This is a genomic window from uncultured Ruegeria sp. (assembly GCF_947497005.1).
GTDB lineage: Bacteria > Pseudomonadota > Alphaproteobacteria > Rhodobacterales > Rhodobacteraceae > Ruegeria.
This window is the reverse complement of the sequence record NZ_CANMFF010000025.1, coordinates 1-24,894: the sequence shown is the minus strand read 5'-3', so window position 1 is coordinate 24,894 and position 24,894 is coordinate 1. Positions and strand designations below refer to the sequence as shown.

General features: G+C 54.2%; 27 protein-coding genes and 1 pseudogene. 11 read left to right on the top strand and 17 right to left on the bottom strand.

Annotation, left to right across the window (positions count from 1 at the left end):
* Positions 1 to 56: 56 nt before the first annotated feature.
* Positions 57 to 506, bottom strand: coding sequence for a DDE-type integrase/transposase/recombinase (locus tag Q0816_RS23055; protein ID WP_298855046.1), 450 nt, complete (start codon positions 504 to 506; stop codon positions 57 to 59).
* 384 nt (positions 507 to 890) lie between these two features.
* On the opposite strand from Q0816_RS23055, the gene Q0816_RS23050 reads away from it, so the two are divergent.
* Complete coding sequence (locus Q0816_RS23050; protein WP_367180573.1) at positions 891 to 1,946, top strand: class I SAM-dependent methyltransferase; 1,056 nt, start codon at positions 891 to 893, stop codon at positions 1,944 to 1,946.
* A gap of 259 nt (positions 1,947 to 2,205) precedes the next feature.
* Here Q0816_RS23050 and Q0816_RS23045 read toward each other — a convergent pair.
* From Q0816_RS23045 to Q0816_RS22995, 11 genes and pseudogenes are all read right to left on the bottom strand, one after another.
* A pseudogene (locus Q0816_RS23045) lies at positions 2,206 to 2,607 on the bottom strand (transposase); the annotation flags it as partial.
* A 126-nt stretch (positions 2,608 to 2,733) separates the two neighbouring features.
* Positions 2,734 to 3,570 carry a fatty acid desaturase gene (locus Q0816_RS23040; RefSeq protein WP_367180572.1) on the bottom strand — a complete coding sequence of 279 codons (837 nt, stop codon included), beginning with the start codon at positions 3,568 to 3,570 and terminating at the stop codon, positions 2,734 to 2,736.
* 236 nt (positions 3,571 to 3,806) lie between these two features.
* Positions 3,807 to 4,013 carry a cold-shock protein gene (locus Q0816_RS23035; protein ID WP_298855044.1) on the bottom strand — a complete coding sequence of 69 codons (207 nt, stop codon included), beginning with the start codon at positions 4,011 to 4,013 and terminating at the stop codon, positions 3,807 to 3,809.
* 867 nt (positions 4,014 to 4,880) lie between these two features.
* Complete coding sequence (locus Q0816_RS23030; RefSeq protein WP_298855042.1) at positions 4,881 to 5,153, bottom strand: hypothetical protein; 273 nt, start codon at positions 5,151 to 5,153, stop codon at positions 4,881 to 4,883.
* Positions 5,154 to 5,532: 379 nt separating this feature from the next.
* Positions 5,533 to 6,648, bottom strand: coding sequence for an alanine/ornithine racemase family PLP-dependent enzyme (locus Q0816_RS23025; RefSeq protein WP_298855040.1), 1,116 nt, complete (start codon positions 6,646 to 6,648; stop codon positions 5,533 to 5,535).
* Positions 6,645 to 7,736 carry a DUF1611 domain-containing protein gene (locus Q0816_RS23020; RefSeq protein WP_298855039.1) on the bottom strand — a complete coding sequence of 364 codons (1,092 nt, stop codon included), beginning with the start codon at positions 7,734 to 7,736 and terminating at the stop codon, positions 6,645 to 6,647. The genes Q0816_RS23025 and Q0816_RS23020 overlap by 4 nt, the downstream gene beginning before the upstream one ends.
* A 201-nt stretch (positions 7,737 to 7,937) precedes the next feature.
* Positions 7,938 to 8,567, bottom strand: a complete 630-nt coding sequence (locus tag Q0816_RS23015; protein ID WP_298855037.1) for a hypothetical protein — start codon at positions 8,565 to 8,567, stop codon at positions 7,938 to 7,940.
* Between the two features lie 214 nt (positions 8,568 to 8,781).
* Entirely contained in the window at positions 8,782 to 9,135 is a 354-nt protein-coding gene (locus Q0816_RS23010; RefSeq protein ID WP_298855035.1) for a hypothetical protein, read from the bottom strand.
* Between the two features lie 44 nt (positions 9,136 to 9,179).
* The gene (locus tag Q0816_RS23005; RefSeq protein ID WP_298855033.1) at positions 9,180 to 9,446 is read right to left on the bottom strand and encodes a hypothetical protein; all 267 of its coding nucleotides are present in this window, start codon (positions 9,444 to 9,446) and stop codon (positions 9,180 to 9,182) included.
* Between the two features lie 192 nt (positions 9,447 to 9,638).
* Positions 9,639 to 10,184, bottom strand: a complete 546-nt coding sequence (locus tag Q0816_RS23000; RefSeq protein WP_367180571.1) for a transposase — start codon at positions 10,182 to 10,184, stop codon at positions 9,639 to 9,641.
* Between the two features lie 133 nt (positions 10,185 to 10,317).
* Positions 10,318 to 10,512 carry a hypothetical protein gene (locus Q0816_RS22995; RefSeq protein ID WP_298855031.1) on the bottom strand — a complete coding sequence of 65 codons (195 nt, stop codon included), beginning with the start codon at positions 10,510 to 10,512 and terminating at the stop codon, positions 10,318 to 10,320.
* A 207-nt stretch (positions 10,513 to 10,719) separates the two neighbouring features.
* Between Q0816_RS22995 and Q0816_RS22990 the strand changes: the two genes are divergently transcribed.
* On the top strand, positions 10,720 to 11,373 hold the full coding sequence (locus tag Q0816_RS22990; RefSeq protein ID WP_298855029.1) for a DUF2461 domain-containing protein: 654 nt from the start codon (positions 10,720 to 10,722) through the stop codon (positions 11,371 to 11,373).
* Between the two features lie 207 nt (positions 11,374 to 11,580).
* Here Q0816_RS22990 and rpsU read toward each other — a convergent pair whose 3' ends face one another.
* A complete protein-coding gene (gene rpsU, locus Q0816_RS22985; protein ID WP_040700433.1) occupies positions 11,581 to 11,781 on the bottom strand; it encodes a 30S ribosomal protein S21 in 201 nt (66 codons plus the stop codon).
* A gap of 313 nt (positions 11,782 to 12,094) precedes the next feature.
* Positions 12,095 to 12,682 carry a TetR/AcrR family transcriptional regulator gene (locus Q0816_RS22980; protein WP_298855025.1) on the bottom strand — a complete coding sequence of 196 codons (588 nt, stop codon included), beginning with the start codon at positions 12,680 to 12,682 and terminating at the stop codon, positions 12,095 to 12,097.
* Between the two features lie 87 nt (positions 12,683 to 12,769).
* Between Q0816_RS22980 and Q0816_RS22975 the strand changes: the two genes are divergently transcribed.
* From Q0816_RS22975 to Q0816_RS22965, 3 genes are read left to right on the top strand one after another with little or no spacing between them, the layout of a single operon-like run.
* Positions 12,770 to 13,876: an NmrA family NAD(P)-binding protein gene (locus Q0816_RS22975; protein ID WP_298855023.1), complete on the top strand. Its 1,107-nt coding sequence runs from the start codon at positions 12,770 to 12,772 to the stop codon at positions 13,874 to 13,876.
* Between the two features lie 47 nt (positions 13,877 to 13,923).
* Entirely contained in the window at positions 13,924 to 14,496 is a 573-nt protein-coding gene (locus Q0816_RS22970; protein ID WP_298855021.1) for a carbonic anhydrase, read from the top strand.
* A 55-nt stretch (positions 14,497 to 14,551) separates the two neighbouring features.
* Positions 14,552 to 15,040 carry a hypothetical protein gene (locus tag Q0816_RS22965; RefSeq protein ID WP_298855018.1) on the top strand — a complete coding sequence of 163 codons (489 nt, stop codon included), beginning with the start codon at positions 14,552 to 14,554 and terminating at the stop codon, positions 15,038 to 15,040.
* A 319-nt stretch (positions 15,041 to 15,359) separates the two neighbouring features.
* Here the strand turns inward: Q0816_RS22965 and Q0816_RS22960 are convergent, their stop codons facing one another.
* The 3 genes from Q0816_RS22960 to Q0816_RS22950 form a co-directional block, all read right to left on the bottom strand.
* Positions 15,360 to 15,776 carry a hypothetical protein gene (locus tag Q0816_RS22960; RefSeq protein WP_298855017.1) on the bottom strand — a complete coding sequence of 139 codons (417 nt, stop codon included), beginning with the start codon at positions 15,774 to 15,776 and terminating at the stop codon, positions 15,360 to 15,362.
* A gap of 201 nt (positions 15,777 to 15,977) precedes the next feature.
* Positions 15,978 to 17,795: a gamma-glutamyltransferase family protein gene (locus Q0816_RS22955; RefSeq protein ID WP_298855015.1), complete on the bottom strand. Its 1,818-nt coding sequence runs from the start codon at positions 17,793 to 17,795 to the stop codon at positions 15,978 to 15,980.
* An 88-nt stretch (positions 17,796 to 17,883) separates the two neighbouring features.
* Positions 17,884 to 18,807, bottom strand: a complete 924-nt coding sequence (locus Q0816_RS22950) for a LysR substrate-binding domain-containing protein (protein WP_298855013.1) — start codon at positions 18,805 to 18,807, stop codon at positions 17,884 to 17,886.
* Positions 18,808 to 18,902: 95 nt separating this feature from the next.
* Here Q0816_RS22950 and Q0816_RS22945 point away from each other — a divergent pair, with 95 nt between their 5' ends.
* The 6 genes from Q0816_RS22945 (at position 18,903) to Q0816_RS22920 (ending at position 24,295) form a co-directional block, all read left to right on the top strand.
* Entirely contained in the window at positions 18,903 to 20,096 is a 1,194-nt protein-coding gene (locus Q0816_RS22945) for a Xaa-Pro peptidase family protein (RefSeq protein ID WP_298855011.1), read from the top strand.
* A gap of 26 nt (positions 20,097 to 20,122) precedes the next feature.
* Positions 20,123 to 21,106, top strand: a complete 984-nt coding sequence (locus tag Q0816_RS22940) for a TRAP transporter substrate-binding protein (protein WP_298855009.1) — start codon at positions 20,123 to 20,125, stop codon at positions 21,104 to 21,106.
* Between the two features lie 67 nt (positions 21,107 to 21,173).
* Positions 21,174 to 21,701, top strand: coding sequence for a TRAP transporter small permease (locus Q0816_RS22935; RefSeq protein WP_298855007.1), 528 nt, complete (start codon positions 21,174 to 21,176; stop codon positions 21,699 to 21,701).
* A gap of 3 nt (positions 21,702 to 21,704) precedes the next feature.
* Entirely contained in the window at positions 21,705 to 23,012 is a 1,308-nt protein-coding gene (locus tag Q0816_RS22930) for a TRAP transporter large permease subunit (protein ID WP_298855005.1), read from the top strand.
* A gap of 3 nt (positions 23,013 to 23,015) precedes the next feature.
* Positions 23,016 to 23,453, top strand: a complete 438-nt coding sequence (locus Q0816_RS22925) for a universal stress protein (protein WP_298855003.1) — start codon at positions 23,016 to 23,018, stop codon at positions 23,451 to 23,453.
* A gap of 29 nt (positions 23,454 to 23,482) precedes the next feature.
* Positions 23,483 to 24,295, top strand: coding sequence for a sulfite exporter TauE/SafE family protein (locus Q0816_RS22920; RefSeq protein WP_298855000.1), 813 nt, complete (start codon positions 23,483 to 23,485; stop codon positions 24,293 to 24,295).
* The last annotated feature ends 599 nt before the right edge of the window (positions 24,296 to 24,894 follow it).

The following is a 24,894-nucleotide window of genomic DNA, read 5'->3' as shown; positions in this document are numbered from 1 at the left end:
AACGGTTGTGTTGCTAACTTTTAGAACGGCCAGAGTTAGCGACTTGCTGGACACATTTATCCAGCGATCTCAGCAAACAACTGAAAGCCCGAAGTTGTAGCGCTAGAGAACTGCTTTATTCGGATCATATGGACGACTTCGATACCATCCAGCTTAGCGGACACGGATGCGATGGATTTGAACACACACATGCGCCGAAGACGCTGTATTATGAACTGATGTTCTTGCTCGATCAGGTTATTCAGGAGTTTCGACCTTATTGTCTGTACTTTAGCCGGGCAACCAAATCGCTTCAGAAACCTGTTCACTTCTTGAATTCCTGCTGCGTTGGCTCCGCTCTTATCGATTACGGTTTTGCCAGGGCTTCCGATTGACGACAACGCTTTGGCAAAGAACTTGGTTGCTGCGGGACCGTTCCATCGCTCAGGCAGCACGAAATCATGGGTGTTCCCTGTCACCTGCTTTATCGACAGTTCGATTAAGGCGCATCCAATTGCCGCGAACACGCAATTAAGTCCGGTCCATGCGCCAGGAATTCAGCGCAGGGCGCCTTTTCGATTGTGCTCGCGCGGCGATCATCGGCGAGTATTTGAGAACCTACCTATTCAATGTGGCATTATCTACGCGCACGACCGACCGCTCTGCGGACTAAGCGGACATAACTTGCTCCTTCAACTTGTGCGATTGCCATGGAGTGTAGTCTAATCGTGGAAGCATTGGAGGACGTCACATTGTGGGTGTCATTGCTTGACCGCCTTTTGACCAAGATCATCCAAGAAGGTGAGCTTGCGGTGACTTGGCCGGATGGGCGTTGCAGCACCTATGGCCGCGGAAAAGGGCCCAGTTCAGCCATAACCCTCCACGACAAAGCGCTTCCGCGCAAATTGGTAATGAACGGCGATCTCGCCTTGGGCGAAGCCTATATGGATGAGACTCTCATAATTTCGCAAAACGATTTACGCGGCTTTGTTTCGCTATTTGTGCGCAATGCAAACAACTATGGTGGTGGGCGTTACGGCACGTCGGTCACAGGGCTGCGCAAGTCACTTAGACGTATCGCACAGTATAATCCCGTTCATATCGCGCGCAGAAATGTAGAACATCATTATGACCTTTCCGCTGATCTCTATGAACTTTTTCTTGACCAGGACCTTCAATATACCTGCGCCTATTTCTCAGATCCGGTGCAAAGCATCGAAGAGGCCCAGGTAGCAAAGAAGGCGCACATAGCCAAGAAGCTCTTAATCGAACCAGGAATGACAGTGATGGATATCGGCTGTGGTTGGGGCGGCATGTCAATTACCTTGGCGCGAGACTATGGAGCAAAGGTGGTTGGTGTGACCTTGTCCAAAGTGCAGTTGGAATATGCAAAAAGCAGAGCCGAAGCGGCCGGTGTCGGGAATATGGTCGAATTCCGCCTGATCGACTATCGGGACGTCAACGAAGAATTTGACCGTATCGTTGTGGTCGGAATGATGGAGCATGTTGGTCGGCCCCAATATCCAACTTTTTTTCGCAAGCTGCGTGAGAATCTGAAACCGGATGGCGTCGCATTGGTGCATACAATCGGTCGATCCACCGCACCCGGTCGAACATCGCCATGGATTCACAAATACATTTTTCCTGGTGGATATGCACCATCAATGTCCGAAGCCATGAAAGAGATTGAAAAGCAGGACTTGGTGGCCACAGATGTTGAAGTCTGGCGCGGCCACTACGCGCGAACGCTTCAATGTTGGCAGGAGAAATTCGAGGCCAATCTGGAAACGATCCGCGACCTCTACGATGATCGGTTTCTGCGAATGTGGCGATACTATCTGCTCGTGTCCGAGGCGGCCTTTTCGGAACAGGGCATGGTAGTCTTTCAATTTCAGTTAAGCAGAGGTCAGATGGTTGTTCCCGTAACCAGAGATTATCTATGCAAAACGTCTATTCACTCGGGTTGAGGGTCGTGGGAGCCAGCGGTTCTAAAATACGGCGATGGAGCCTGTGCGGGCATCGAGAACAATAGAACTCAACGTGAAAACATCGAGAAAAAGGGGTTCCGCTTTGGGCTTAGAGCGGTCATCGACAGGCAGTACAACTTCACCTTTTTCAGACAAAACCTGACTGTCGCGCACGGCCCAAGGACGAAGCCGCTCCGCGGCATTGGCGCTCGTGACTGGTGTTCAAAACTGGTCTGACTGCGGTGCATTTGGGAATGGGCGTGCGTTGCCGGACCAGCATGTCGCGCGAGCGATATACCATGGCTTGAGCTTGCTGCGCCTGAGATTTCACTGAAACAAATCGCATCGTCGGACGTGAAGCCGCTTCGGCAATCACCTCGGCGTCCGCTGTATCATTTTTGTGTCGCTTCACATATTGCTTGGCATAGACAGGTGGAACCAGCCGCACCTCATGACCAAACCCTGCAATCAACCGACCCCAATGATGGGCACTACCACAGGCCTTCATCGCAACGATGCAGCGTGGGTGACGTTCCATATAGCGACTGAACTGCGCCCGAGACAGCTTCTTGCGAAATACAACCGGTCCATTTCTGGCAGCCCCGTGCAAATGAAAAACGCGCTTGGCAAGGTCGACCCCAATTAGTGTAACATCGTCCATGGATGCCCTCCTCGTTGCTTGGTGATACTTCACCATTCTGGCACATTGCGACGCCGTATAGCGGGGGTATCCACTCCATCACGGTCGATCGAAGCATACCTCGTATGCGCCAGACTACATTGAGTTTTATGCGTGTTTGGCGTTCGACAATGCCTCAGAAAACGTCGACAGACGTTGACGGCTTTCATCCCAAAGGTGCAGCCGCGCACAGTGCAGGCTTTCGTAGAGCGTAATGCGCTGACAATCGGCGAGTTCAGCGTGATCGCGCAACACTTCTTCAAGCCGGTAAAAAGGTATCCGGCTGGCCACGTGATGAACGTGGTGCACACCTACATTCGCAGTGATCCAGCGAAGAGGAGCAGATAAGGCATAATGAGAGCTGCCGTAAAATGCAGCATGCTGAAGTTTCCAATGCGCCTCGTGTTCCCAAGTTGTGTGCTCGAATTGATGCTGGATGTTGAATAACCAGACACCGATTGAAGCCGCAACAATCATGGTTGGGAGAAACACAAACAACAACACATCCGCTCCTCCGACCCAGTAGATTACGCCTAATACAGAAGCGATCGCAGCATTTGTGGCCATGGCACTTAGCCAATATCGCCACCCGGCGTACATTAACCCGACAGGCAGCCTGTTTTGGACAAAAAACGCGAAGATGGGGACAACACCAAACATGAATACCGGGTGCCGGACCAGGCGGTACAAGGCACGCCCAACCCATTTTCGGTTCAAATACTCGTCGACTGTCAACGTCGGTAGATCACCGGTACCCCGCCGATCCAAATTACCTGTTGAAGAGTGGTGAATTGCATGGGTCCGGCGCCAGACATCGTAAGGTGTGAGCGCCAGAACACCCAGACAACGGCCAGTCCAATTACAAAGCCGACGGCTCCTGAAAAATGATCCATGACCACAATCGTGCATGATTATGAACAGTCGCACCAGAAATGCGGCATTCAATATGGCCAGCGAAAATGCAACCTAGACGCTGATGGACAATGCTTGCCACGCAGCAATCCAAAGCACTACAAAAGGTACGACAGTGATTGTCAGCTCGAAAACACTGCGTCCGGTGTCTGGCGCGCGATATTGTGCGAGAACTCTGGTCCAGTCCTGAGGTTTCAACCTAGTGCCCTCTAGTCTCTCTTCGGAGCCAAAGGTTCAAACGGGCACCAACAAGGGTGCCCGTGAGACGTTCAGGCGAGCGCCAGGTTGGCGGCGTTATCGCGCCCGTCACGACCAGCTTCCAAATCAAAAGTGACCTTCTGGCCATCTTTCAGCTCACTGATGCCGGACCGCTCAAGCGCCGAAATGTGTACGAATACGTCACCCTTGCCGTTTTCAGGCGCAATAAAGCCAAAACCTTTGGTTGAGTTGAACCATTTCACGGTGCCATTTGCCATGGTGTAAGTCTCCTAATATCAGCCGCCCACACTATTGCGGCGGATCGGCGCGGTCGGTCTGAATCGAAAGACTGAACGCCGATTTTGGGAGACAGCAGGTCGAAAAAGAAAAACGTTGGCATTGTATAAATAGGTTTCGGGGGAGCCTTAAACAAGGCTTGGCCTTCAGAAGCATCAACACTCCTGACAATAATAAACCAACGAACAGGCTGGGAAGAAGAACCAGGTTGAAAAGGCTAAATGCACAATAACATCAAATGACATATGCCCAGACTAGCCGATTACGCTGTCGTCGGTTTATCAGCGACGCCGAGCAAGTCCGGGGGTTACCGATACGCCATTTCGCCACGCGTTCAGTCCTTTGCAGCGCCGACAAATCCGCTCTCCGAACCCTTCGCTCCAGAACGGAGTTCTGCAACGTAGGCATGCGCGTTCTTGCGGCACGTCATTGTGAGCGCGGGCTATGATCGCATCTGTTTCGTTGTCGGGGTCTTCCATCAGTTCTTAGCCTCGATTTCTATTTGATTAACTCCGCGGCTGGAATAGAAACTACCAATAAAGTTCACCCTATGCTTTGAGGTTGAAGGAACTGCCTGGTTCAGACTGCCCGTTGGGACGGCCTACAATCCGAGGGGTTTTATTAGGACGAACCGGCATTCCTTCATTCTCGGCAGCTTGGACAGCGAAGGCATACCGAGAGCCGCGCCCGCACACTTCCCGTAGGGCTCGTTGACTTGATGATCTGTCGTCTGCTTCGGAAATGAGCGAGTCCGAGTAGAGGTGCCGAAGTTGAGTCTCAGACACACCATCAGCTTCCATGATCAGTTGCACCATCGGATCGGCCAAAAGTTGGTCGAGCAGGAACTGCTACAACTCCTTTGAAGACAACTTGTCCTTTGCGCGTGCACTGTCCAAATCAGCAAGAGAAACGGTCAAGGTACGCGCCAGGCCGGGGTGAGATTTCCGTGGAAACAGACGGATTAGCACCGATGCCTTCCAGGCTTCTGGGTCCAAATAATCTGGTGGTGCGGAAAGATCAGTTTCTATGTCGTATTCACCCGCCGGGAGTATTTCATCAAAGCCAGGGAAAGAAAACGATCTGCAAAAGACTGCGATTGCCTTGCTGATTATCTGGTGCATTTGGGTAGTTCTCCTTTGCTGATACCGCTCACTCGGAGATGCAGACAAGAACAAACCACCCACTCCCTGCAGGGTATTTTTAACTTTGAGGTTTAGGCCTTGGTTTTTCGGGGGCGACGTCAGGCGCTTCAGACGAAACTTCTTTTTTCGGCGTGTCCACATCGTTTTCCTTCAGTGCGGCAGCCGCTCTGGTCGTCAGGTCTTTGAAAGACATCATTTTGATCCTTTGATTGTCCGCAACACTTTCATGCCCAGATGGGGTGTGGAAAGTGAATGCGGCTACCTCCAATATAGGGATTGGAGGCCTCATTTACTACTTAAGGCCGCAGAATAAGAAGGTTGACTGAAGTTGAACTTAGGCGGCGACAACCTTGGTGCGCTACGTTAACTTCGAATATGGGCGATCATTGTTCGCAGCGGTGCATTCTGCCAAGGCGCTAGCACCACGGTAGATCTTTGCAACATCGGATGCAGCCATGCCGCGTGAGAGCGCGCTGTACTTCATTTTCAGCTTCATCTCGCCACCAGCGCGAAGCTGGCAATTGGTGGTTTCAACAACGATATGATCACTGGTGGCTCCGACGAACGTAACGCCAGCAGGGAATATAACACCCGCCGCATCGATGTCCTGGAGTCCAATGGCCAAGATCGACCGAGCGTTCGAAGGGCTGTCTAAAGTCACACACTGCATTGAAGGCACGGGAAAAGCCATTTGCAGGGGATTTGCTTTTGTCTTCGTTTCAATCACTTCCGCCCTCAGCGTGAAAACATCTGTGTAAAGCCCGTCGATCGCGTGCCCCGAAACGGGATCGGTACCCAGCAGGATGGCCTCACCCAGACGCAGGTTGTTGATCTTTCCGGTTGCCCCGTTGCCAAACGCCCATAGCAAATTTGCAGAGCCGCCGCCTGACACAGTTTCAAGAGGGGGTCCACACGCGCGCTCGGTGTCGATGGCAAGCGATGAAAGCAATGCCATTGCTTCTGCAGAGGGTGCCACATGACCCAGACAGGCGAAATTTGCGCCAATCCCCTTTAGAGAAATCCCCTCCATTTTAAGGACTTGAGATACGGTGCTTTCAAGGCGTTCAGGCAAGATGCCTTCCCGCATGTCCCCCATTTCCACCATCAGGATAATATTGTGGGTAGTGTTCTTTCCCAGCGCATTGACGGCCAGGCTGGCGATAATGTCCATCTCTGTGTTGAAGCTTACATCGCAGTTATCAACGACTTGCGCGACCTGGCTCAGCATGGGTGTTCGGATCAAGGAAATGGAGCACGAGATTCCAGCATTGCGCATACGTATGACATTGCTGATCCGCGCGTCCGCCAGCCCTGTCGCGCCACCTTCAAGCATAGCATTCGCAATCCCAGGATGACCGCACACGGCTTTTGTCACGCCTGTAACTGTAATTCCGCGGGGTCTAAGGCGATCAACAAGGAACCGTGTGTTGTACCGAATTTTGTCCAGATCAATGTCGATACGCGGTTTGCTCATTCAATCGTCGTTATAGGTACGGGCTGCAAGCGCGGAAAGGCAGATAGAACCATATTCACCAAGTTTTTTGGAGGACGGTTCAATGCGTCAGTGACCGGGAGATACAATTTGCAGTTATAGTCTGTGATGGCCTTTGAAATCTCAACCTCATTCATTCCTTCGTGGTTGATCGTCATTCCAATTACCTCTGTATTCGCAAAAGCCTCGATCAGGGTGATTTCATCGCAAGGGTCGGGCATAGCCATGTTTGGGAAGTCGCATCGACGTTTTCGTTTAGGCGCGTGTTGAAGAATAACCGCATGTGGCTGACTGCCTCGCAGAATGAAGGCTGATGTGCAAAAGGCCGGATGGCTGAGCGCGCCCTGGCCCTCGATCACTATGACATCGGGGCGCTCACCTTCAGATGCAGCAACAACAGCGCGCTCAAGTTCGCCACAACAAAATTGCGGCGGCACAGAATCCATCGCGACACCATACTTGGCGCCCTGCATCAAACCTGTCTGGCCGGTGCCGACCAAAACTGTTTTGATCCCATGCGCGTTAAGTGCGCTTGTCAGGATTGTCGCGGTTGTACGCTTTCCAATTGCACAATCGGTGCCGAACACCGCGATTCGGATCGCCTGGACGTCTCCAATACTGCCATCTAACAGGCGCAGGTCGGGATTGGGCCGCGGCTTGCGAATGTCGCGTATCGTGACATCGTGAATTTTGGCAAATCCGGCGAGCTCTTTGTCATCGCTAAGAAATTCATGCAGCCCACTGACGATGTTCATTCCGAGCGTTATCGCATCCACAACAACTTCGCGATCCTCAAGGGACATTCTGCCGCTGGCCGGCGCCATTCCGTAAATAAACGTGTCGGGGATCGTAGCTTCATTAGCGACGGCGGCATCAAGATCATCGAAGATGGGAACCTGATTTGCGACATTATCAAGCACTTTGCCACTATCACAACCGCCATACGTGCTGTCGATCACCGAAAGAACGCGATAGGCCTGTGAATGTCGAACGAGACCATTAGCTGTCTTGCCATCGATCTTTGCGAAGTTTCCTTCGCAATACACGATTGCAGTCGGTGTATCTGTCACAAGTGTCTTGCGGTGAAGCTCTGGAAAAACTGTTTGTTCAGGCGGCAGCTTTTGCGCATCGCTGGCAATGAACTGCTTGGCATCCGACGCAATGGGTACGGGTTTCATATTTGTTCCTTTTTGGAGTGTGAAACGCGCTGTCCTTGGTAAGAACGGGCACAAATTGTGAAGATTGGAAATGTGGGCTCTCTGTCTGAAACCTCATTCGTTCAGAACGCACAGCCCTTCTGATCGATGATAGTTTTTGTGGCATTGCCACCCATTGCCGGATCGGTCGATATGGGCATTTGCCGGTAGCTCGATTGCATTGCAGTAATCACCGGACGCCTCGTAGCCACGTTCGCATTTCCATCCAACTCCATGGATCGCGTCATCGTAGAAAGCATTTTCAGGCACAAAAACGGTATCGCACCTTCCGTCGCGCTCAAAATACCCACGCTCGCACGTCCACGGACGCCCGCTGGTTGATGCGTTCAGAAAAGCGTTTTCCGGCACTGCTACTGCCACGCATGCTTCTCCGTCGATTTCGTAGCCACGGTTGCAACGCCATGCAGATCCATAAGTGCTGTTCGTCAGGTAAGCATTATCCGGCACGACAATTTTCTGGCAGCTATCGTCTACTCTTATGTGCCCCCGCAGGCATCGCCACCTCTCACCTGATGGATCGAGATATCCACCCTCAGGCACAATCACTTCAGTGCATGAGGTGCCACCAACTTCAACAAAGCCATGCATACATGCCCACCCTGAGCCATAGGTTCTGTTTGTGGGGTAGGCATTTCCCGGCACGACAATGGCCACGCATTCTTCGCCTTTCAACCGATAGGACAAATCACATTCCCAACCGTCGCCATACTTTTTGAGATGCGCGTTATCCGGGATCGAATTTGTTTTGGCCGATGCGGGACTTGATGAGATAAAGGAGCCCGCCAAACTGCTGAAGACGACAACAAACAACGCAGTCATCAAGTGAGCGCAACACCAGTGCTGTTTTTTTCGATTTGCCCTGGTGCTAACGGCGTTGTTCGAATGATGAGTGATTGAGTTACGATCCATCCAGGTTCAGCCCCTCGATACAGGCCTGTGCCAGATCTTTGTTGGGGGTTTGAGATCCCGGTACAGTTGCCCAGCCTGCCTCCATGAGGGCATCCTTCTGCTTGAAAGAAGAAGCCTCTTTGATTGTTGTTATTTTTTCGGCGCGTTGAGCGTCAGTTCTCGCCTTATCGACGCAGACCGGAACCAACGCAGCGATTACATTGTCGCGGGACATGGCGTTGGCCATCTTGTCCGCGTTACTGCCGGTCATCCATCCACCCCAAGAAAATCCAACGACGCCTACGAAAACCCCTCCGATCAGGGCACCGTAGATTCCGGGTTTAAGCCATTCGGGCGTGTTCATAATCTATTCCTCCTGCGGGGAAAGCGCCGCCTCGCTGTCAATATTTATGTGGCCAAGGCCTGGTCGTGCTTGAACGCCAGTTCAAAATCTTTTGGGTCAATTGGGCGCATTTCTGTGCGGCCTGACTTGCTGCCTTTGCTCTGAACTGTCAGGTAGGTTCCGGTTCTTCGATATGCTTCAAAACTCAAGCCCTGTAGAAGTTCTTCTTCAACAACGACTTCATACTCGCCCGCAGGAAGTTCATCCGGGTAGCCGGACAAAGAGAACGGATTTGAAAAAGTCACCAAAGAACTGGACGATCTCGTGCTCACCTTAGCCCTCCATGTAGTTTGTTGGATCTTCCCCGCGCAGCCTGCCGCGGAACACGCTCGTAAGCGCTGCGGTAGTTCTGGCGTTGTAACTTAAAATAATGTGCAAATGGCAGACGTGCGCTGATCGATGTTAGCCTTCGGCCCATGACCTAGGATTTTATTGGAATCTCAAATGCATTTGGAGCCCGAGGATCAGGGGCGAATGTCCTGTGTGGATGTATATGGACCCCGCCTTATTGCAACGGTCTGTTTGGTTCTGGTTTCGAGGTCGCGATTGCTGATGTATATCCGGCTTCTTAGGGCGGCCCGATAACTCGTTGCCGCGAGCCCCGATGGATTTCCGCTTGCTTCCACCTCATCGCCCCTAATGCGATGAACGGCCTGGATCTCAAGCTGTTCGGCAGATTTTGGTGGCACGAACCTCATTGATGGTCGGCCGACGGCCTCACAAATCGCCTCGGCATCGTTCCAATCGTTCTTGTTGGATTTGACATACGGCTTCACAAACTGGGGCGAGATCAAACGCACCTCATGCCCCAATTCCGTCAAAACCCGCGCCCAATAATGTGATCCACAGCAGGCCTCCATACCAACGATACAGGGTGATAACTCGGCGAAGAACTGTGCAACAGCATCTCGCCGAAGGGTCTTTTGCAAAACGACTTCATCATCAACACCGACTGCATGGACTTCAAATACGTACTTAGCTAGGTCAAGGCCGATCCTTTTGATTTGCATGATATGATCCTCCATCTTTCTCTTCAAAGATACGCCGCCCGAGGGCGGCGGGGGCCATACCATTGCTCCTGCATTGCAAGGACCGCGTTGCACGAATAGCGCTTGGGCCGCATTTGCCCCCTTCCCCAGTTCGTTATGCGACACGTTCATAGGTCGCACGACCGAGATGGGTCATGCGGTTGAGAGCTTTGACAGCGATCTTGGTTTCGGTTGTCTGGGTCTCCAATTTGCGGCTGCGCAGCTCTGATCCGTAGACTTGTTTGTAACGCCCGATCTGGGCCTCGCCGCGTGATCTTTGGCCATAGCCAGTGGCCTTCTGCCAGGCCATACGACCGCCCTTGACGATCATGTCGATATGGGTGTTGCGTGCGGCGCACTCTCCGGGAACGGCGTTCTTCGGCGGCGGAATGATCAGCTCGACATCCGCACCGAAAGCCTGTCGGATTGTTGCGGCGGTTGCTCTGAATAAGCCTTACAAGAGTGCGATGGGAACGCAGGCGAGCCTCTTGGCAACTGCGAAACAGGAGTTGCGCCCGTGGTAGAGCCAGAAACATTTGCGTTCCTTGCGGATCTCGGAATGAACAACCGGAAAGCCTGGATGGACGAACACCGCGAAGAACGCGATGACGCCTTGCGCAATTTTTCTGGTATCGCAATGACACTGCACGACTATGCTGATCGCTTTGATCCTTTCGTGGCTGAGGCGGGGATCAAACCGAAGCGAAGCTACACCAAATTCTTTCAGGAACCACGAGACCGCATCGGGCGTGCTCTATACCGCTCGGACGTGGATGTTTTTGCCTATGCTAGTAATCCCGAAGAAAGCTTCGGATACTATCTCCACATCGAGCCAGAAAATTGCTACGCAGGAGCTGCACTTTTCAAACCCTCCAAGGACGCGCTCGTCCGAATGCAGACGCGTTTGATCAATGATCCGAGCGGCCTGACAGCCATCTTGGACGACCCAGAGTTTAAGAAGACTTTCCCAGACGGAATTGTCACGCGAAAGGCGTTGGGCACTGTGCCGGAAGGCTTTGCAAGTAACGACCCCGCCGCGCCCTATCTGAAAATGGCTGGCCTGGGATGCCGCAAAGACTTGCCGGACGCTCTGATGCTTGAAGACGAGGTAATCGATCTGCTGATTGAAATCTTCCGCGCCGCCCGCCCGCTGGTAGGCTACTTCGACTGACTCTGCGCAGAAAGGATAATGCGCGCGGGGGTGTTTTCGCGGGATGGCTCTTCATCCGTGAACAGAGTCTGCGTTCTCGGCTATGCAAAACGCGTGCTGCATGAAGCTAATTTGTAGTGCTCTCAGCCCAAATAGCCCGTTGATACGTAAAACCCCCGCTGCCATCAGACAACGGGGGCTGTTTTTCGGCGTCGAGGAATGATTACATCATCCTTCGCGTTCCAATTTCTTACGTGCCAGCTTTCTGGCGCGGCGGATCGCTTCAGCTTTCTGGCGCGCGTTTTTCTCGGACGGCTTCTCGAAATGTTGCTTGAGCTTCATTTCACGGAAAACGCCTTCCTTCTGGAGCTTTTTCTTAAGAACCCGAAGGGCCTGATCGACATTGTTGTCGCGAACACTAACCTGCATGTGGTTCACACCACCTTTCTAGTCTGAAGTTTGCAATGATTGCAGGAATAGGCCAAATAGCAATCTTGTCCTAGATTGTACAGCATACCGGTTGTAGATGGGGCCAGAGGTAATCGTCATGCACACAGCATCGGCCATTTAGGCTAGATGACATTGAATTAGCACACGGCCCTAACCAGCCGTTTGCCTCACCACTCGACGCTGCAGCGCAGCCTGAGCATTGCTGCCGTTCGTGCACCTTGCAGCATTGACGAATAGCGGGTGACGGCAAACCAAAACATAGCCGTCAAATTCTCTGGATACTTTGCCACAGTCAGGATCTTTCTTTCGGCCAATAGTCCTGAAGCAAACCTATGGCTGTGCGCCCTGCTTCCAGCGCTCGGTCTGCCTCTTCTTCGGATCCCGTCAGACGAGCCAGGGTAATCGTGCCCATCAAGAGCGCCATCGCAGCTAAGCCCTGACCCGAACCGGTTTCCGACGTGTCCTGCAAAAGGGCCGCCATGCGATCTAACGCCTGTGCGCCCACTTGATGGGGCGCGCCCGTTGTGCGAGCAAGCTCTGTACCCATCGCCGCCAACGGGCATCCGTTCCGACTATCTTGAGCGTGAGCTTGGGAAAGATACTTAGCTATGTAGCCTTGGCGCTCCTTCTTTCGCCCTTCGCTGGTTTCTTCGCGCTCCATGTCTGAAACCACATCGTCGACCGCGTGCCGGAAGGATGCTGCGATCAAATCTTCTTTCGACTCGAAGTGCCGGTAGAAACCGCCATGTGTCATTCCGGCTGCCTTCATGACGTCAGCGACGCTGGTCGCTTCGACCCCGCGTTCGCGGAACAACTGCGCTGCAGCATCCAGTATCCTGTTGTGACTGCGCTGTTTTTCCGCTTCCGACATCCTCGGCATTTTCGCGCTCCCAGACGGGGTTGACATTTAAGATTACATGTATCATCTAAATTATAGATTGCAAGTATCATCTAAAGGAGTGTGCCCGTGCCTGCCAAGCCCAAGATCCTCGTCACAAGCGCAAGCGGTAAGACCGGGCTGCAAGTCGCGCTTCAGCTCAAAGCAAAAGCTTACCCTGTCCGTGCGTTCATACGGCGGAGAGATCATCGTTCTGACCTACTTGAGCGCGCTGGTGCTGAATTGTTCGTGGGTGACCAGTATTCCCTGAGCGACATGCGCAAGGCCATGAATGGCGTGCAGCGGGCTTATCAATGCGCCCCGACGGCACCCAACGGGCTGCACTTCAACGCGGTATTTGCTGCTGCGGCTTACCAAGCAAAGATTGAACACGTCGTTACGCTAAGCCAATGGCTTTCCAGCGTGGATCACCCATCCCTGTTTACACGCGAAGTCTATCTGGGCGACATCCTGATCGGCATGCGTCCCGAGATGTCTGTGACCACGGTGAATGTCGGCTGGTTTGCCGAAAACTACCTGATGGTACTGGGCATGGCGGCCCATCTTGGGCAGTTCACGATGCCGCTCGGCGACGGCAACGTGAAGAAGAATGCCGCCCCCTCAAACGAAGACATTGCCTGCGTGGTTGTCGGTGCCTTGACGGATCCGGCACACCATGCAGGCAAGACATATCGTCCCACGGGCCCAACGCTGTTGTCACCCAACGAGATCGCTGAAGCAATGGGCCGCGCGCTGGGGCGGCGAGTACGTTATGTCGACATTTCCGAGCATATGATGGTCAAGGCGCTGAAAGCCCTGCGCCCAGCAAACTATTCGGAAGCGGCAGTCACCCAGCTTGCAATCTATTCAGAAGAGTACAGGCGAGGCGCATTCGCGGTGAACGCCCCAACCGAAGACGTGTTCCAAGTCAGCGGGCACGAACCTGAAGCCTTCGAAAGCATTGTACGGCGCAAGGTCGCTGATCAACCGGACCTAGTGCGCAGCCTGTCCCGCAGCATAGGCGCGATCGGCAGCTTTCTGAAGATCCTCACGACGCGCTCCTTCGATCTTGATCGCGCCCAGATGCAGCGAGACTATGTACAGCTTTCGTCCCCGTCGTATTGCCAAGACGACGCCGCGTGGGCGGAAAGTCACCAGCCCACCGCCGGAAAGACCGCACCGATGCGTGTCGCCTGACACTACGCAAGACGAAGGATTGTCCCCCAAGACGAAAGGACCTCTGAATGAACATTCAGGACGAACTTATCACTCGAAACCAAGAATTCGCGGCGGGCTTTGACAGTGCTAACCTGCCGATCCTGCCAAAGTTGCGAACGGTTGTTCTGACCTGCGGCGATGCCCGGGTCGATCCCGCGCACATCCTCGGGCTGGAGCTTGGTGATGCGGTTGTAATCCGAAACAATGGCGGACGGGTTACACGCGCCGCAATCGAAGAAATCGCCACCCTCGCCTTTCTGGTGAGCGTCATGACGGAGGGCCGCGAACAGGCGTTCAACGTAATCCTGATGCAGCACACACAATGTGGAGCCCAGCGGCTGTCCAATCCAGACCTTCAGGACGCGCTGCTGAAAAAGCTTGGGATAGATGTGTCCGAGTACGCGATCACGGATCAGGAAAGCGACCTTTTCGCAGACATCAAGCGCCTAGGGGTAGCATCGGAGGTACCGGACGCGATCACCGTCTCAGCCTTGCTTTATGATGTCGCCACTGGAATAGCCCACGAGATTGCTCCGGCCGCATCATTGGGGGCGATCCGGGCCGAGGTGAGCGTATCGCAAACTGCGGTTCGAGGGTGAAGGTCTGCCTACCTCCAATTCACGTAAACAAACGCATATCGAAAGGACCGATCAGATGACGCCCACAGTGATATTCCTTCTTCAGTTCGCGATGAGTCTCCTTGTCTTTGCTCTGATCGCGGCGTGGTACGTTGCACCCTGGCTTGCACGGCTGTCGGCGGCGGCGGCGCTCTCAATCCTGCTGCTGCCGCATGCTTTCCGACACATCGGAATGAGCTTCATGGTACCAAATCTCAACAACGGAGGATTGCCCGAGGCGTTTGCAACCAGCGCCAGCTATGGCGATTTACTCTCGGCGTTTCTGGCAATCGCCGCGCTTATCGCTTTGCGATGGGGATCAGTGGCCGCCCTTCCGTTGGTGTGGGGTTTCAACATCCTTGGTACTGTAGATCTGGTGAACGCCTTGCGCCAAGCCGAGGCAATTAACTACTTTGGCCCCACTTGGTTCATTCCAACATTCTTTGTCCCGGTACTTTTGGTCACGCATGTGATGATCTTTGCACGGCTGTTGAAGGCAGAATGGCCCAAGACGGCGTCGGCATGACAGAACAAATGTGCTTCTCAGGCAGGCAGTGCTGCTGCCTGCCCCACTGAGTCTCACGGCCCATACTAGCCATTCGGAGGGTCAGTCTGTGCTGCAACGCAGCTTCACCGAACCGGACTTTCGCTGCGGGGCAAATTTCAGCATCAGTCAAACTCACGGTCTGCGGGACAATGCTGCCGTTGTTGATTTTCCACTGTATGTCGATTTAGCCTCTCTTGCTTATGTGTGCACCAATCCTCATCTGACTTATTAGGGCGGGAATTGCGACCGATATATTCTCCGCTAAACAGCCATGCAGTTCGAACTCCAAAGCGGCAAACTAGTTTCGGGTTCGGTAGCCTTTCTGAGTGTTGATGTTCCGGAACTCCGTTTGCACTCGTGCCCATTCATGCAATCGCCTTTCACAATCGACACGTACTTCTCGATCTGCGCGCACTCTCGGGTCGTCCGTAATAACGTAGTACTCAAGACCTTCAGAGCCCCATTCCCTCACAAGATCGACGATGATCCCTTGACGAGCCGCTTCTTTCTCGTTGTGCGTACCGTGGCGGTGTTTGTCAGCCCACCTCATATGCAAGCGGTTACGTCCGCGCATCGAATTGCCGGTTTCGCCAATACGAATTGATCGGGTTGGCCAATGAATTTCGGCGTATATCCCGCCGTGAGTCGGCATGTCTGCAACATTGCCTTCGCCTTCGACGAAGGTCAGATTGAATTGGATCGCCTTATAAATCATCAGACAAGTTGCCTAAAGAACTCGATTTTTTACCAAGGTAAACCAAAGCATTTTTTCTAGCCGATAACAACTTTCTCGGTTGTGACATTCACAATCATGACCATACGCGCGTGCCAAAGTTGACCGTCATGCGCGGTGCAGCATTAGCCAGTTTGGGCTCTCCTCACCTTTCGCTACCAAATAGCAGTCAACGCTTTCTGATCATCTCCCAAGTGCATAGGCCTGCATTCCTCTGGCACTGGCAGACCCAGACAACGTTCCCTCAGCGGTGATCATTGCGCTGCAAATCCATCCTTCTGACCAAGGCGGTGCTGTGGTGACGACGTGGCCACGGGCATTCAGCGTGGCAATAATTTCGCGGCCCGCGCGGGCTTCAATTTTCATTTGCCCAGGCTCAGCGTTGCGCGGGTAGAACGAGCCTGGCCAATGGGTCGAGCTGAACCCTGGCGCATCGTTGGCCTGTTGCGGGGACATGCCGCACAACAGATGGCGGATCAAAAACGCCAGTTGCCATTGATCCTGCTTGTCGCCACCCGGGGTGCCAACTGCCATATAGGGCTTGCCAGCGTCGTTCAGAACAATCGTCGGCGTCAACGTACTGCGTGGACGTTTACCCGGCAAAAGCATGTCGGGCGCACCCGGCGTTAGGCTCATCATCTGAAGACGCGTGCCCAGACACACACCAAGCTCTGGGATCACGGGCGAGGATTCCATCCAGCCACCGGACGGGGTGGCCGACACCATGTTGCCCCAGCGGTCGACCACGCTAATGTGGCAGGTATCACCGGTTGCGGGCCCCGGATCACCGCTACCGCTTTCACTTTTGGAAGTCGGCTCACCCAGACCCATCGCCGCCAGCGCCTTGGCGTCAAATACCTTAGTGGCGGCGCTGTGATAGTCTACGGGATGGCCGAAACCGGGGATGTCGCCGGGTCGCCATGTATTGTTGGCCTGATCGCCAATCAGTTCTGCGCGGCTTTGTGCGTAATCTCGCCCCAGCAATTGCGCCATCGGGACCTGTACCACATTCGGGTCGCCGTAATAGGTTTCCCGGTCGGCGTAGGTCAGCTTCATGATCTCAATCAGCGTGTGATAGAAATCAGCGCTGTTTGGGTCGCGCAGGTGATCCTCAAACTGCTCGGCCATTGCCAACCCCTGCAACAGCACCGGACCCTGACCCCATGGTCCGGTCTTGCAAACGGTATGGCCGCGATAGTTCAGCGTGATGGGGTCCTCATAAATGGCCGACCAACCCGCCATATCCTCACCGGTCAGCAGCCCGCCATTGCGCTGTCCGGTCACATCCAGATGCGTGGTCGTGCGAGAAAACCGATCGATGCTTTCGGCGACAAAGCCGGTTTTCCAGACATTGCGCGCCGCTTCAATTTGATCCGACCGGTCCTGCACAGCGCCCGTGGCCTCGTGTAAAATACGGGTGTACATATCCGCGAGGATGGGGTTTTTCAGTGGTTTGTCTGCCGATGGGACGTCACCATTATCGAGGTAAATCGCTGCATTTTCTGGCCATTCGGCAGCGAACCACCCCCGCAACTGAGTGATCGACTTGATCAACTTCAATGTCATCGGCACGCCATGCGTTGCATAATCAATGGCTGGCTGCATCACCTCTGACAGATCGAGGGTGCCATAGTCGCGCAGCATCAGCATCCAGGCATCAAACGCGCCAGGGATCGCTGTAGCCAGTAATCCCGTGCCCGGGATCTGGTCAATCCCAAGCGCGCGAAATGCGTCAATCGTTGCGCCAGCGGGCGCGGGGCCTTGCCCGCACACCACGCGGGTCGCGCCACTGTCGGCATGGTGCAATAATATGGGCACTTCACCCAAAGGACCGTTCAGATGTGGCTCGGCCACTTGTAAAACCAGCCCACCGGCCACTGCGGCATCAAAGGCGTTACCGCCAATTTCGAGCATACGCATCGCGGTTTGACTGGCCAGCCAGTGGGTTGAACTTGCGATCCCAAAATGCCCGGTGATGTCAGGCCGTGTGGTGAACTCCATGTCATATCCTAACGAGTCTGGCAGCGCATCATGTGTGGGCGAATGGATAATAAGATGCAAGAATTCTCTATATCAGTCTAAACACAAGTTATGTTTCACACGCGGCAACATATTGAAACGCGCGCTCCTGAGCGCTGAGCGCATCACTTACAAGCTGTTGCTGCATGGACTGAACCAGACGCGAATTGGACCTGTGTCTAGGGGTCATAAGTACGATGTTAAAACCGATATTCTGACCCAGCGGTCGCACGACGACTGTGTCTGAAGGCCTTTCAAGCGCGGTCATAGCATCAACGATAGCAATACCAACACCATTCATGGCAAGTTCCAGCGCGGTTTGGGTGGTAAACACCTCTAATCTGCGCGGTTGAGACGATATTATTTGCGACAATGGCTGCGGCAATGCCAGGTGCAAAGGGTCGAAATTCGAGGGTGCAATCAGATCGTGACCCGCCAAATCGTCAACTTCGATCCGCTTCCGCCCGCCCAGCGGATGCCCCTTCGGGCACACACAGACTAAGGGCAATTGCAACAAGGGGGTTTGTATCACGCCCAACTCATCCTTGCGGAAAAGGCCCAAACCTAGATCAGAGCGCCCCGCGGCAACAGACCGGGCGATCCAATCGGTGCTACGTGCGACCAGTGACAGCGAAACATCCGGCCGGTCGCTTAGAAAAGTCGCCGCTGTGCACGGTAACCAGCCTTGTGAGAGCAGCGGCATTGCCGCAACTCTGAGCATCCCACGCCGGCTTTCGCGCAGATCCTCGGCAAACCGATCAAGCTGATCCAGACCCCGGTACAGCATCTCGGCCTGTTCAAACAGGGCGGTGGCCTCATCTGTGGGATGCAGACGATTTCCGTTGCGACTAAACAGGGTAAAACCCACGTCGTCTTCCAACAAACGCAATTGTTTGCTGACTGCAGGTTGGCTGACGTTCAGGCGTTTTGCGGATTCTGTTACTGATCCGGTCAGCATAACCATCCGAAAAATCTCGACTTGCCGTGCATTCATAACTTTTTCTCTGTCTGAGTGTAAAACAAGTTATTTGAGATTATACTAAATCAATCGCAAACTGTCTGGCAATGTTGATAATGAATGAACATGCCATGATCGAATTTGCTGCTGACTTGTCTGCCCCTGCCCAGACTTCGGGCCATTGGCCGGGCGAACTTGCGTTTGATGCCTCTGACTTTGCTGCTCGGTTGCACATGATCCAGGCGGATCTGTCAGACAGGGGGCTGGGAGGCGCCTTGCTGTTCGACCCCGAGAATATGTTCTGGCTGACCGGGTTTCAAACCATCGGCTATTTCACATTTCAATGCATGTTCGTCCCCAAAGAAGGGTTGCCCACCGTTATCACGCGGGTCGTCAACCGCGACATGGCGCTTGCATTGCCAACGATTGGCGGGGTCGAGGCGGTACTGGACACGCAAGATCATATCGATGTCCTTTGCGGATTTCTGGAACGGCTGGGCTTACGTCAGATCGGATTGGAAACAGGCACCCGGTATCTAAATGTCCGCGACTACAGACACCTGTCCGGGTTGGATTCGGTTGGATTTCAGGATTGGGACGGAGTGATCGAACAATACCGCCCCGTCAAAACCCCGGCTCAGATCGACCGGATGCGACAGGCGGCCCGCGCGGTCGAGGCGGGTATGGATGCGGCGTTGAAAACCATAGCGCCGGGGTGCACCGATAATGACGTGGCGGCGGCGCTCTATCAGGGGTCCATCGCGGCAGGCAGTGAATATATCGGACACCCGCCCATGGTGGTGAGCGGTAGACGCTCGGCCCTGTGTTTTGCCTTATGGAAACGCAAGGTGATCGAACGCGGCGATGTGGTTTTGCTTGAGGGCGCGGGCTGCGTCGACCGGTATCATGTGATGATGTCGCGCTCGGCCGTGGTTGGGAAACCCACGGATGAACAGAAAGCTACGGCCGATGCGCTGATTGGTATTCTGGAAACCGCGATTGATGTGATCAAACCGGGTGAAACAGCAGGTGAAATCGATCGGCGCTGTCGGACCGGGATCGAAAAACTGGGCCTGGGCAAGTTTTTCAAAAGCCGTGTCGCCTATGGCATCGGGATCGGCTTTCCGCCCAACTGGGCCGAGGGGCATATCTATGCCATCCGTCCTGACGATCCATTGATGATCCAGGAAAACATGACCTTTCACATTATCCCGACCATGTTCCGCGAAGATTTCGGCATGGCCATCAGCGACAGCATCCGCGTCACTGCGACCGGTTGCGAAGTGCTGACGCAATACCCTCGCGATCTGGTGATCGTGGACTAAAACACAAACATTCAGGGAGATAAAAAATGCTTAGACCATTCATGAAAACCGGTGTTGCAGCGCTTGCGATATCAGCAGCGGCGACATTGGCTCAGGCGCAAGAAAAGTGGGACATGCCGGCCGCCTATTCCGGCAAGAACTTCATTTCGCAATCCTATATCGCCTTTGCCGAGGACGTGACCGCCAACTCAGCCGGTGCGCTTGAGATTGTCGTGCATCCGGCGGGGTCGCTCTATAAAGGGTCCGAGATACTGCGCGCCGTGCGGTCAGGGCAGGTTCCTATCGGGGGCCGCTACATGGGCGCGCATGCCAAGGAAGATCCGATCTTTGGCCTCGACACTGTACCGTTTGTCGCCACCAATTTTGATGAGGCATGGGCGCTGTATCAGGCCTCAAAACCCGCGATTGAGGCGGCACTGGAAGAGCGTGGCATGAAGCTGTTGTTCATGCCGGTTTGGCCACCTCAGGGGCTGTTCTCGGCCAATCCGATTGAATCTATGGCGGATATGGATGGTGCCAAGTTCCGCGCCGCGGACGCCAATACCTCACGTCTGGCGGTGCTGATGGGTGCGACACCGACCAAAACCGAAGCGACCGAGATCAGCCAGGCGTTTTCAACCGGCGTGGCCGACAGCATGATGGGATCTGGTGCCATCGGAGTCTTCCAGAAGATGTGGGACTATGCCGATCACTTCTACACCGTGAACGCCTGGATGCCCAAAAGTGCCGTGATCGTTAATCTGGACGCCTGGAACGGTCTGGACGAGGTCACGCAGAAAGTGGTCATGGATGCCGCTGCAAAGGCTGAAACCGATGTCTGGGCTGCCGTGGCAGGCGTGACCGACGGATATAACGCCACAATGGCCGAGAACGGTATGACCGTGGCTGCGCCAACGGCGGAACTGGCCGTCTCGTTCCAGGAAATCGGCACGACGATGGCACAAGAATGGGCCGACAATGCCGGGGATGCGGGTGCCGCCGCGCTCGACGCCTATAATGCGGCGAAATAGCCACACGGTTTCAACACCTATTGGCAGGGCTGCCCCGGCTGCCCTGCACTTAAGGACCGGAGGAAACATGAAAGACCTTTTAGGACGCAGCATCCATGTCATCAGCCGCCTGTGCGGTGTGCTGGCTGCCTTGGCGATTATCGTTCTTACCGGCCTTGTCATTACCAGTGTGGTCAGCCGTGCGATTGGAGTCTACGTCCCGGGATTGACTGATTATGCGGCCTATTGCCTGGCCTCTGCAGGCGCGATGGGCATGGCATATACCTTTGGTCAGCATGGGCATATCCGGGTCGAGATGATCATCGATCAACTGCCCTCGGGCTCACGCTATGTGCTTGAGGTGCTCGTGCTGGCGCTCTCGGCCGCGATGACCACATACCTGGCCTATTTTCTGGTGCGGATGGCCCATACTTCCTGGCTGTATGAGGATCGCAGCGACGGATCGGATGAAATTCTGATCTGGATCCCCCAAGCCCCCTTTGCCCTTGGGTTCTGTCTGTTTGCATTTGTATTGGTGCTGGCGCTCATACGCGCGCTGATCCGGCGCGACCTTCAGGGTCTTGCAGCTGAACACAAATCCGAAAGCTGGGAATAACCGATGACTGAAACAACGCTCGCCATATTAATGGTCGTTGCCCTATTGGGTTTGCTCAGCCTGGGCGTCTGGATCGGGTTGGCCCTGATGGGGGTCGGGTTCATCGCAATGGCGTTGTTTACATCGCGCCCGGTCGGTGATGCGCTGGCCACCACAGTCTGGAGCCATTCGGCGCTTTGGGGGCTTGCCTCGCTGCCGTTGTTTATCTGGATGGGCGAGATCCTGTTCCGATCGCGATTATCCCAGGGGTTGTTCAACGGGCTATCACCCCTGATGCGGCATCTGCCGGGCGGGTTGATCCATGTGAATATCGTGGGCTGCGCCACATTTGCTGCCATCTCGGGCTCGTCTGCGGCCACGCTGGCCACCATTGGTAAGATCACCGTGCCCGAGCTGAAAAAGCGCGGCTATCCCGACAATATGGCCTATGGCACGCTGGCTGGAGCTTCGACGCTGGGCCTGTTGATCCCGCCCTCAATCATCATGATTGTCTATGGGGTCACAGCGCAGGAATCCATCACGCGCCTGTTCATGGCAGGGATATTCCCGGGGCTGATGCTGGCCGTACTGTTCATGGGTTACATCATCATCTGGGGCATGCTGAACCCCGCTGGCCGCGCCTTGCGCGAGGAACGCGCTTCTTGGTCTGAGCGAGGGCGGGGCATTCTGCAATTGGCCCCGGTTGTTGGTCTGATCCTGATTGTCATCGGGTCGATTTATGCCGGTGTCGCCTCTCCGACCGAAGCCGCCGTTCTAGGCGTTCTGGGCGCTTTGCTACTGTCCATTCTGGAAGGATCGCTAAACTGGGAAAAATTTATCGACGGGTTGATGGGCGCCACAAAAACCACGGCGATGATCATGCTGTTGGTGGCGGGGTCGGCCTTTTTGACGCTGGCAATGGGATTCACCGGATTGCCGCGCGCGCTGGCCGAGTGGATTGGTGGCATGAACCTCAGCCCCTGGATGCTGATCGCGGCTCTGACGCTGTTCTACGTGGTGCTTGGATTCTTTCTGGACGGGATTTCGTCCATCGTTTTGACGATGGCCGTGGTTGAACCTTTAGTACGTGGCGCGGGGATCGATATGATCTGGTTTGGCATCTTCGTGGTGTTGGTTGCCGAGATGGCGATGATCACTCCGCCGGTTGGGTTTAACCTGTTTCTCGTGCAAAGCATGACGGGGCGCGATCTGGGTTTCATTGCCCGCTCGGCCCTGCCCATGTTCTTGCTGATGGTGGTTGGTGTCATTCTACTGACCGTGTTCCCGCAGATCGCGCTGTGGCTCCCCGAATACCTGACGTCGAAAGGATAACAGATGCCTCGACACATTCTGGTCGCCATCGACCTGTTGGACAGTGACTGTTGGGCAATGCTGTGTCCTGAGATCCGTGATCTTGTAAAACCCGACACCCACCTGCACCTGATGCATGTGGTCCCGGAACAAAAGGCACTCAGCCCGTTGGCGCAGTTTATCCCCGAAGGATTTGAAGACGCTCACAGAGCCGAAAGCCATAAAGCGTTGGAATTGCTTGCCGAGGATTTACCGAAAGGTACAGATGTGCATTTCCACCTACGCAGCGGCAATGTCTATGTCGAAGTTCTTGAAGCCGCCGGAAAATTGGATGTTGATCTCATCGTCGTTGGTTCGCAAAGCCCTGATCTAAAAGACTACCTGCTGGGTCCCAAGGCGGCGCGGATCGTACGACATGCCGAATGCTCAGTCCTAGTCGTGCGTGATAAAGGCAAGACGTAGGTTATCTTTTCGAAATGGGTATAATCTGAATGGCAGAGTTTCTCATCCTTGCGATTGGATTGGGTTTGGCCGGTATCCTGGCAGGATTTCTGGCTGGGCTCTTCGGTATTGGCGGCGGAGCCATTTTGGTGCCAATCCTGATTACCGTTTTCCCATATCTGAACGTGAACCCCGATGTCGTCGCGCATATGGCGGTAGGCACATCACTGGCAATCATCATTCCCACCGCAGTCCGATCCTATCGATCCCATCGCAGTCAAGGGGCGGGCAATGCCGAATTGCTGCAGGCCTGGATGTTCTGGGTGCCGTTCGGCGTTGTTTTGGCTTCGCTGATTGTGGGCGGGGTTTCGGGCAATGTGCTGCGCGTTATCTTTGCCGCGGTTGCACTGCTAATCGCGGTCAAGATGCTGTTCAACCGCGCAAGCTGGACATTGAGTGATCATCTACCATCTCGCCCTGTCACCAATGGTGTCGGGTTCGGTATTGGTTTTCTGTCGACGTTCATGGGTATTGGAGGCGGCAACCTGAACAACCTCTTTATGACCAGCTTTGGCCAGTCAATCCATCAGGCCGTGGCAACTTCCGCTGGCTTGGGCATACTGATCGCGATCCCGGCTACGCTTGGCTATATCTATGCCGGATGGGGGCTGGAATCACTGCCGCCTTGGACATTGGGCTATGTGCACCTGCTGGGTGCGACGCTAGTTATACCGTTTTCAATGTTGGCCGCACCGTTTGGTGCACGATTTGCGCACAAACTGTCTCCCCGGAAGCTGGAGATCACATTCGGCATCTTTCTTCTGGTTGTTATCGCCCGAATGATGGCTGATGTTATTGCGTAAGGTATTGGCAGCTTATGAGTTAGATGATTCAGCATTCATCGTGAGTTGAAGTCAGTAGTTATTCTTACGCGCTCCATGGTCGACTATCAAAAGCATCACTGTCGTTAGAATTGGGTGTTGTATTTTGCACTTAAGGTTCGAAGCAGACCACAGATGCAATTTTGTTTCACCGAGGCAGCCACACGAAATCTGAGGAGCTTGCGGCCCAAAGGAGACCTTCACCGATGCGTTAAGACTGTTTCGCAACTGCTCAAAAGCGGACATTCAAGCATCTTGCGGTGCATTGAGCTTTCACTGGGCAGGTTCAACCATCACGCATAAAACTCTGACCAGTGTCTCCAAACAACTTGGTTCACACGTTTGCTTGTGTATCATGCCAAAGGAAAGTTCCGCCGCGCAAGATCACACAGTCCTTGGTGGTACTTCTGCGGAGTGTTGTTAATGTCCGCCATCGATGATCTCTCTTGGCCGGAAGCCTACAAAGAGCTTCTGCCAATGATAACTGACCACTGGTCGGTGAAAGGTGAAATCTACTTTCACCGACAACTAAGTGCAGGCAAGTCTGGCGCTCTTGTCTATATTGTCGACATCACATGCGA